This window comes from Solicola agrisoli (assembly GCF_049059935.1).
In the GTDB taxonomy this organism is placed as follows: Bacteria; Actinomycetota; Actinomycetes; order Propionibacteriales; family Nocardioidaceae; genus JAURVT01.
Window position 1 is genome coordinate 1 of the sequence record NZ_JBMGQR010000110.1, and the last position, 9,357, is coordinate 9,357.

Below are 9,357 nucleotides of genomic sequence, written 5' to 3' on the forward strand. Positions count from 1 at the left end.
AAGGCCCTCGCGGCCCTGGCCGACGACGAGTCCCTCGGGCTCGGGGCCGCCGACGTCGTGCTGGTCGGCGAGCGCCTGGCCACCGTGCCCGGCGCGCTCACCGCCGCCCACCGTCTCGCGCGCCACACCGGCGCCCGCCTCGCCTGGGTGCCCCGTCGTGCGGGCGACCGTCCCGCCGTCGAGGCCGGCTGCCTGCCCGGGCTGCTGCCGGGCGGACGTCCGGTCGCCGACGCCAGCGCGCGCGCCGACCTCGCCGCCGCCTGGGGCGTCGACTCGCTGCCCGCCGAGCCAGGCCGCGACGCGGCGGCCATCTGGGCCGCAGCCGCCGCCGGCGAGCTCGCCGGCCTGGTGGTCGGCGGCGTCGAGCTCGACGACCTGCCCGACCGCGACGTCGCCCTCGCCGCCCTCGACGCGGCCGAGTTCGTCGTCAGCCTCGAGGTGCGCGAGAGCGACGTGACGGCCCGCGCCGACGTCGTCCTGCCCGTGGCCCCGCCGGTGGAGAAGTCCGGCACCTTCGTCACCTGGGAGGGACGCCGCCGCCCGTTCGGCACCGTCATCGACCAGCCCAACTCCCTGCCCGACGCCCGCGTGCTCGCCGGCATGGCCGAGGAGATGGGACGCCCGCTCGGGTTCCGCACCACCGCCCAGGTGCACACCGACGTCCTCGACGTCGGCCTCTGGGACGGTGACCGCGCCGCCGCGCCGCTCGTCGAGCCCGGCCACGCGCCCAAGGTCGCGGCGGGTCAGGCGGTCCTGTCCACCTGGCGCCAGCTCGTCGACGACGGCCGCGGCCAGGACGGCGACGACGCGTACCGCGCCACCGCCCGTCGCTCGGTCGCCCGCCTGTCGGCCACCACGATCGCCGGCCTCGGCCTGGCCGAGGGCGACGAGGTGGTGCTCCGCACCGACCGCGGCGCGGTCGCGCTGCCCGTCGAGGCCGCCGACCTCGCCGACGGGGTGGTGTGGGCCCCGGCGAACTCCGGCGGCCTGTCGCTGCTGCAGGTGCTGGGCGCCCGGTCCGGCGACACCGTGAGCCTCGAGGTCGCCACCACGGAGGTCAGCGCATGAGCGAGCTGTTCGGCACCGAGTCCTGGTGGGTCGTCATCCTCAAGGCGGTCCTGATCTTCGTGGTCCTGGTCGTCTACACGCTGTTCAACATCTGGTTCGAGCGTCGTGTCGTGGCCAAGATGCAGCACCGCGTCGGCCCCAACGTGCACGGCCCGTTCGGCCTGCTGCAGTCGCTGGCCGACGGCGTCAAGCTCGCGCTGAAGGAGGACATCATCCCCACGGCGGCCGACAAGGTCGTCTACGTCCTCGCACCGATCATCGCCACCATCCCGGCCTTCATGGCCTGGGCCGTCATCCCGTTCGGGCCCGAGGTGACGATCCCGTTCACCGACGTCCAGACGCCCCTGCAGCTCACCGACCTTCCCGTCGCGGTCATCTACGTGCTGGCGGTGACGTCGATCGGCATCTACGGCATCGTGCTCGCCGGCTGGTCGTCGGGCTCGACGTACGCGCTGCTCGGCGGCATGCGCTCGTCGGCGCAGATGATCTCGTACGAGATCGCGATGGGCCTGTCGTTCGTCTCGGTCTTCCTCTACGCCGGCTCGATGTCCACCTCGGAGATCGTCGACGCGCAGGAGGGCATGTGGTTCTTCATCCCGCTGTTCCCCGCGTTCGTCATCTACGTCATCGCGATGGTCGGCGAGACCAACCGCGCGCCGTTCGACCTCCCCGAGGCTGAGGGCGAGCTGGTCGGCGGGTTCCACACCGAGTACTCCTCGCTCAAGTTCGCGCTGTTCTTCCTGGCCGAGTACGTCAACATGGTCACGGTCTCGGCCCTGGCCACCACGCTCTTCCTCGGCGGCTGGCGCGCCCCGTACCCGATCGCGTTCTGGGACGGTGCGAACGAGGGCTACTGGCCGGTGCTCTGGTTCCTCGGCAAGACCCTGGCCTTCATCTTCCTGTTCATCTGGCTGCGCGGCACGCTGCCCCGCATGCGCTACGACCAGTTCATGAAGTTCGGCTGGAAGTGGCTGATCCCGGCCGCGCTGGCCTGGACGGTGCTGGTGATGATCGTGCGCAAGGTCCAGTCCGACGTCTCGATCGACCGGCAGACGCTGCTGATCGTCGCGGCCTGCGTCGCGGTGGTCCTGCTGCTGATCAGCCTGATCCCGGAGTCGAAGAAGAAGGCCGAGGAGCCACCGCGGGACGAGGAGTTCGACGCGTACGCGGGCGGCTTCCCCGTTCCCCCCATGCCCGGTCAGCAGCACCCCCAGGCACCCGTCACCGACGACGTCACGACCACGTCGGCGTCCACCACCTCCAGGCAGGAGTGAGATGGCCACGCTCAAGGAACAGCTGTGGGACCCGGTCGCCGGGTTCGGGGTGACCTTCCGGACGATGTTCCGCAAGCCCGTCACCGAGCAGTACCCGTTCGAGAAGAAGCCCACCGCGCCGCGGTTCCACGGACGTCACCAGCTCAACCGCTGGCCCGACGGCCTGGAGAAGTGCATCGGCTGCGAGCTGTGCGCCTGGGCCTGCCCGGCCGACGCCATCTACGTCGAGGGCGCCTCCAACTCCGAGGACGAGCGGTTCAGCCCCGGCGAGCGGTACGGCCGCGTCTACCAGATCAACTACCTGCGCTGCATTCTGTGCGGCCTGTGCATCGAGGCGTGCCCCACCCGGGCGCTCACGATGACCAACGAGTACGAGCTCGCCGACCGCTCGCGCGAGGCGCTGATCTACGAGAAGCAGGACCTCCTGGCGCCGCTGCTGCCCGGCATGGAGCAGCCGCCGCACGAGATGATGCTCGGCGACGACGCCGAGGACTACTACCGCGGCACCGCGGCCGAGCGTGCCGCCCGCGCCGACGTCTCGGTGGCCGGTGACGGCAGCGAGGGGGAGCAGGCCTCGTGATCACCTTCTGGACGCTCGCCCCGGTGATGGTCGTCGCGGCCCTCGGCGTGGTGCTGGCCCGCAAGGCCGTGCACTCGGCGCTGCTGCTCGCCGTCGTGATGATCAGCCTCGCGATCACCTACGCCTCGCAGGGCGCCCCGTTCCTGTTCGCGGTGCAGATCATCGTCTACACCGGCGCGATCATGATGCTGTTCCTGTTCGTGCTGATGCTCGTGGGCGTCGACGCGTCCGACTCGCTCGTCGAGACCATCAAGGGCCAGCGGATGCTGGCGCTCGGCGTCGGTCTGACGTTCGGCGTGCTCGTCGTGCTCGTGGTCGGGCAGGGCGTCGTCGGCGTCTCGGTCGGCCTCGGCGAGGCCAACGCCAACGGCAACGTCTACGGCCTGGCCGCGCTGATGTTCACCAAGTACGTGCTCGCCATCGAGTTCACCGCGGCGCTGCTCATCACCGCCGCCGTCGGCGCGATGGTGCTCGCGCACCGCGAGCGCCTGGTGCCGCGCCGCTCGCAGCGCGAGGAGGCCTCGGCGCGCCTGCAGGAGTACGCCGAGACCGGCCGGCACCCCGGCCCGCTGCCCACCCCCGGCGTGTTCGCCCGGCACAACGCCGTCGACACCCCCGCGCTGCTCCCCGACGGCTCGCCGTCGGAGCTGTCGGTCTCGCGCGTGCTGCGCGCCCGCGGCTCGGTGCGCGAGGGCTTCGAGGACGACGTCGCGCAGACCCTGCGCCAGCTCGACCCCGACTCCGACCAGCGCACGATCGGCGGTTCCACCCCGCGCAGCTCCACCGGCGGGGAGGACGGCCAGTGACCGACCACTACCTGACGCTGTCGCTGCTGCTGTTCACCATCGGCGCCGTCGGCGTCCTGGTGCGCCGCAACGCGATCGTGGTGTTCATGTGCGTCGAGCTGATGCTCAACGCCACCAACCTCGCGTTCGTCACCTTCGCGCGGGCCCACGGCAACCTCGACGGACAGATCGCCGCGTTCCTGGTGATGGTCGTCGCGGCGGCCGAGGTCGTGGTCGGCCTGGCCATCATCGTGTCCATCTTCCGTACGCGTCGCTCGGCCTCGGTCGACGACGCGAGCCTGCTCAAGTACTGAGGACGGGTCCCCCAGCATGACCACACCCACCGACCTGCTGCTCGCGAGCGAGCAGGCACCCGACGCGCTCGCGCCCGTGGCCGCCTCCGGCGTCTTCGTGCTGATCGCGGTGATGATCGTCGTCCCGCTCGTCAGCTCCGCGCTGCTCGTGCTCGGCGACGGCCCCCGCTTCGACCTCGCCGACAAGCGCGGCCACCTGCTCGGCACGGCCGCGTCGCTCGCGTCGTTCGTCATCGGCGTCGTCCTGTTCGTCACCCTGCTCGGACGCGACGCGGGCGACCGCAGCATCGAGCAGAACCTGTTCGCCTGGATCCACGTCGGCGGGTTCCAGGTCGACATGACGTTCCTGTACGACCCGCTGTCGGCGCTGTTCGTGCTGCTGATCACCGGCGTCGGCACGCTGATCCACGTCTACTCGATCGGCTACATGGCGCACGACCCGCGCCGCCGCCGGTTCTTCGGTTTCCTCAACCTGTTCATCGCGGCGATGCTGACGCTCGTCCTCGCCGGCGACTACCTGGTGCTCTTCCTCGGCTGGGAGGGCGTCGGCCTGGCGTCGTACCTGCTCATCGGGTTCTGGCAGCACAAGCAGTCCGCGGCGGTCGCGGCCAAGAAGGCGTTCGTCGTCAACCGTGTCGGTGACGTCGGGCTGGCGCTCGCGATCATGCTGATGTTCGCCCAGCTCGGCACCACGTCGTTCGTCGGCGTCGCCGAGGGCGTCGAGCAGGTGTCCACCGGCACCGCCACGGCGCTCGGCCTGCTCCTGCTGCTCGGCGCGTGCGGCAAGTCCGCCCAGGTGCCGCTGCAGAGCTGGCTGCTCGACGCGATGGAGGGCCCCACCCCGGTGTCGGCCCTGATCCACGCCGCGACGATGGTCACCGCCGGCGTCTACCTGGTCGTCCGCTCGAACTACATCTACGAGATCACCGACGTCGCGCGCACCGCGGTCGTCGTCGTGGGCCTGGTGACGCTGATCGCCGGTGCGTGGATCGGCTGCGCCAAGGACGACATCAAGAAGGCGCTCGCCGGCTCGACGATGAGCCAGATCGGCTACATGATGCTGGCGGCCGGCCTCGGCCCCGCGGGCTACGCGTACGCGATCTTCCACCTGATCACGCACGGCTTCTTCAAGGCCAACATGTTCCTCGGTGCCGGCTCGGTGATGCACGGCATGAACGACGAGGTCGACATGCGCAGGTATGGCGGGCTCGCGCGCCTGATGCCGCTGACGTTCGGCACGTTCGCGATGGGGTACTTGGCGATCATCGGGTTCCCGGGGTTCTCCGGCTTCTTCTCCAAGGACCGGATCATCGAGGCCGCGTTCGGCGAGAACGTGTTCGTGGGCGTCGCCGCCGCGCTCGGCGCCGGCGTCACCGCGTTCTACATGACCCGGCTGATGATCATGACCTTCACCTCCTCGCGGCGCTGGAAGGCCAACACCCACCCGCACGAGTCGCCCGCGGTGATGACCATCCCGCTCGTGGTGCTGGCCGTCGCGTCGGTGCTCGGCGGCTTCCTGGTGCTCGGCGGCTGGATCTCGGACTGGCTCATCCCGGTCACCGGGTACGAGACGCACGAGCTGGCCGTCCCCGCGTGGGTGTTCAGCGTCGGCATCACGGTGCTCGTCGCCATCGGCGTCGTCGTCGCGTGGGCCACCTACGGCCGTCGTGACGTCCCGGCCGAGCAGCCGCAGCAGGTCTCGTTCGTCACCCGCGCCGGCCGCCGCGACCTGTACGGCGACGCCGTCAACGAGGCCGTGCTCATGCGTCCCGGCGACCAGGCGACGAAGGGCCTGGCGGTGTTCGACCGGGTCGGCGTCGACGGCGTTGTCCGCGCCGTCACCGGCGGCATCGGTGCGCTGTCCGCCCAGGTCCGGCGCGCCCAGACCGGCTTCGTCCGGTCCTACTCCCTGACCGTCTTCGGCGGTGCCCTGATCGTCCTGGTCGCGGTGCTCGCGGTGAACCTGGCATGAGAGGCGACGACGTGCCCTGGCTGACCCTTCTCGGACTGGCCCCCCTCGTGGGCGGACTGGTCCTCGCGCTGCTGCCGCGCGGCCGTGACCTGCTGGCCAAGCAGGTGGCGCTCGGCTTCGCGACCCTGACGCTCGTCGTCGCGGTCGCGATCGCGGCGCAGTACGACCTCGACGGCGCGGGCTACCAGCTCTCCGAGCAGGTCGACTGGATCGGCGCGTTCGGCGTCCACTACGCCCTCGGCGTCAACGGGCTCGGCCTCACCCTGGTGCTGATGACCGCGATCCTGACGCCCGTCGTCGTGCTCGCGTCCTGGAACGACGGCGACACCGGCCGCTGGAGCAGCGCGTCGTTCTTCGCCTGGATGCTGGTGCTGGAGGGCCTCGCGCTCGGGGCGTTCATGGCCACCGACGTGTTCCTCTTCTACGTCCTCTTCGAGGCCACGCTCATCCCGCTGTACTTCCTGATCGGCGGCTACGGCGGCCGCGACCGCCAGGGTGCGGCGCTGAAGTTCCTGGTCTACAACCTGCTCGGCGGGCTCGTCATGCTCGCCGCCGTCGTCGGCCTCTACGTGGTGTCGTCGCGCGCCGGCAGCCCGTCGTACCTGCTGTCGGACCTGATGGACGTGGAGATGGGCACGTGGACCGAGCGTCTGCTGTTCATCGGCTTCATGGTGGCGTTCGCGATCAAGGCACCGCTGTGGCCGCTGCACACCTGGCTGCCCGGGGCGGCCAAGGCGGCGACCCCCGGGTCGTCGGTGCTGATGGTCAGCGTGCTCGACAAGATCGGCACCTTCGGCATGCTGCGCTTCTGCCTCGGGCTGTTCCCCGAGGCCTCGCAGTGGGCGAGCCCGGTGGTCATCACCCTCGCGGTGATCTCGATCATCTACGGCGCGCTGCTCGCCATCGGCGAGGACGACATCCGCCGCCTGATCGCGTACACCTCGGTGTCGCACTTCGGCTTCATCATCCTCGGCATCTTCGCCTTCACCACGCAGTCCACCACCGGCGCCGCGCTCTACATGTTCAACCACGGGCTCTCGACGGCCGCGCTGTTCCTGGTCACCGGGTTCCTGATCGCCCGGCGCGGGTCGGCCAGCATCGCCGACTACGGCGGTGTGCAGAAGGTGGCACCCGTGCTGGCCGGCATCCTGCTCCTCGCGGGTCTGTCGAGCCTGTCGCTGCCGGGGCTCTCGCCGTTCGTCTCGGAGTTCCTGGTGCTCGCCGGCACCTTCACCCGGTCGACGGTCGCCGCCGTCTTCGCGACGCTGGGCATCGTCCTCGCCGCGCTCTACATCCTGCTCATGTACCAACGCACGATGACCGGTCCGCTGCGCGAGGACAACGCGCACGTCACCGACCTGCACGGCCGCGAGATCGCGTCGCTGGCCCCGATGGTCGTGCTGATCATCGGGCTCGGCCTGTTCCCGCAGCCGCTGCTCAACGTGATCCAGCCGTCCGTCGACGCCACGCTGCAGCACGTGGGCGTCACCGACCCGGCACCGGTCGCGACCGAGGCCGAGGAGGGCTCCCGATGACCCACCCCCTGCTCGTGCTGCCCGCCGCCGCACCGCCGCAGATCGACTCGCCGACCATCCAGTACGGCGACCTGTCGCCGCTGCTGATCGTCGCCGGCGTCGCGCTGCTCGGCGTCATGGTCGAGGCCTTCGCGCCGCGCGCGTCGCGCTTCGCCGTCCAGACCGGGCTCGCGGTCGTCGGCATCCTGGCCGCGTTCGCCGCCACCGTCTGGGTCGGACTCGGTCTCGACCGAGCCGACGGTGACCTCGTCGCCCGCGGTCGTGTCGTCGCCGAGGGTGCCGTCGCCGTCGACGGACCGTCGGTGTTCATGTGGGGCCTGCTGCTCCTGTTCGGGCTGGTCAGCATGGTGCTGTTCGCCGAGCGTCGTCTCGAGGGCGGGCTGTCGGCCTTCACCGGCCAGGCCGCCGCGCCTCCCGGGTCGGCCATGGAGCGCGAGGCCGTCGAGCACCGGATCGAGCACACCGAGGTCTTCCCGCTCGCGATGTTCGCGCTCGTGGGCATGATGCTGTTCCCCGCCGCCAACGACCTGCTGACGATGTTCGTCGCGCTCGAGGTGCTCTCGCTGCCGCTGTACCTGCTCTGCGGCCTGGCGCGACGTCGTCGCCTGCTGAGCCAGGAGGCGGCGATGAAGTACTTCCTGCTCGGCGCGTTCAGCTCGGCGTTCTTCGTCTACGGCATCGCGCTCGTCTACGGCTTCGCCGGCGGGTTCGGCTTCGCCGACGTCGACCAGGCCGTCAGCAACCGCATCGAGGGCAGCAACCTGCTGCTGGCCGGCATGGCGCTGATGGCCGTCGGCGTGATGTTCAAGGTCGGCGCCGTCCCGTTCCACGCGTGGACGCCCGACGTCTACCAGGGCGCCCCCACCGCGGTGACGGCGTTCATGGCCGCGGGCACCAAGGTGGCCGCGTTCGGTGCGATGCTCCGGCTGTTCTTCGTCGCGTTCGGCGGGGCGAGCTGGGACTGGCGCCCGATGTTCTGGGTCGTCGCCATCCTCACGATGGTGGTGGGCGCGGTCGCGGCCGTCACCCAGTCCGACGTCAAGCGGATGCTCGCGTACTCCTCGATCGCGCACGCCGGGTTCATCCTGGTGGGCGTCACCGGGGCGTTCGTCGGCACCGCCGATGCGAGCGTCACCAGCGTCTCGAGCGTGCTGTTCTACCTGACGGTCTACGGCTTCTCGACGATCGGCGCGTTCGCCGTCGTCACGATCGTCCGCGACGCGTCGGGGGAGACCACCCAGCTCTCGCGGTGGGCCGGGCTCGGCAAGGAGTCGCCGCTCGTCGCCGGGGCCTTCGCGCTGTTCATGCTCGCCTTCGCCGGCATCCCGCTGACCAGCGGCTTCATCGGCAAGTGGGCGGTCTTCAGCGCCGCGTGGTCCGGCGGCGCCTGGCCGCTCGTGGTCGTCGCGGTGCTCGCGAGCGTCGTGGCCGCGTCGTTCTACGTGCGGGTGATCGTGACGATGTTCTTCACTGAGCCCTCCGGCGACGCGCCGGTCGTCGCGGTGCCCAGCATGGCGACGACCGCGGTGATCGCGGTGGCCGTCGTGGTCACCGTCCTGCTCGGCGTCGTGCCCGGTCCGGTGCTCGACCTCGCCCAGTCCGCGGGCGCTTTCGTCCGATGAGACAATGGCGGCACGCCCTTCGGTCGAGGGCGAGCCGCCCGAGTCCAGGAGACGTGTCACCGTGCCAGCGTTCGAGCTCGACTACGCCGACCCCGAGCTGGAGTCACGCGTCCGCCTGGGGCTGGACGAGGTCGAGAAGCAGCTCGGCGCCGCCACCGAGACCGACCAGCGCTTCGTCAGCGAGGCGGCCGCGCACCTGCTGCGGGC

8 protein-coding genes are annotated in these 9,357 nt (G+C 70.7%); all 8 read left to right on the forward strand.

Annotated elements, in window-relative coordinates; all coding sequences use genetic code 11:
* Positions 1-1,068, forward strand: a 1,068-nt coding sequence (locus ACI6PP_RS21925) for a molybdopterin dinucleotide binding domain-containing protein (protein WP_421113848.1), incomplete at its 5' end; no start/stop codon positions are given.
* Complete coding sequence (gene nuoH, locus ACI6PP_RS21930; RefSeq protein WP_421113850.1) at positions 1,065-2,342, forward strand: NADH-quinone oxidoreductase subunit NuoH; 1,278 nt, start codon at positions 1,065-1,067, stop codon at positions 2,340-2,342. The genes ACI6PP_RS21925 and nuoH, both read left to right, overlap by 4 nt.
* Position 2,343: 1 nt before the next feature.
* A complete protein-coding gene (gene nuoI, locus ACI6PP_RS21935; protein WP_421113851.1) occupies positions 2,344-2,922 on the forward strand; it encodes an NADH-quinone oxidoreductase subunit NuoI in 579 nt (192 codons plus the stop codon).
* Positions 2,919-3,728, forward strand: a complete 810-nt coding sequence (locus ACI6PP_RS21940; RefSeq protein ID WP_421113852.1) for an NADH-quinone oxidoreductase subunit J — start codon at positions 2,919-2,921, stop codon at positions 3,726-3,728. Before nuoI ends, ACI6PP_RS21940 begins: the two co-directional genes overlap by 4 nt.
* A complete protein-coding gene (nuoK, locus tag ACI6PP_RS21945; RefSeq protein ID WP_421113853.1) occupies positions 3,725-4,021 on the forward strand; it encodes an NADH-quinone oxidoreductase subunit NuoK in 297 nt (98 codons plus the stop codon). Before ACI6PP_RS21940 ends, nuoK begins: the two co-directional genes overlap by 4 nt.
* A gap of 16 nt (positions 4,022-4,037) precedes the next feature.
* Entirely contained in the window at positions 4,038-5,993 is a 1,956-nt protein-coding gene (nuoL, locus tag ACI6PP_RS21950; protein WP_421113855.1) for an NADH-quinone oxidoreductase subunit L, read from the forward strand.
* A complete protein-coding gene (locus tag ACI6PP_RS21955; RefSeq protein ID WP_421113856.1) occupies positions 5,990-7,528 on the forward strand; it encodes an NADH-quinone oxidoreductase subunit M in 1,539 nt (512 codons plus the stop codon). Before nuoL ends, ACI6PP_RS21955 begins: the two co-directional genes overlap by 4 nt.
* On the forward strand, positions 7,525-9,150 hold the full coding sequence (nuoN, locus tag ACI6PP_RS21960; RefSeq protein WP_421113857.1) for an NADH-quinone oxidoreductase subunit NuoN: 1,626 nt from the start codon (positions 7,525-7,527) through the stop codon (positions 9,148-9,150). The genes ACI6PP_RS21955 and nuoN overlap by 4 nt, the downstream gene beginning before the upstream one ends.
* Positions 9,151-9,357 lie beyond the last annotated feature (207 nt).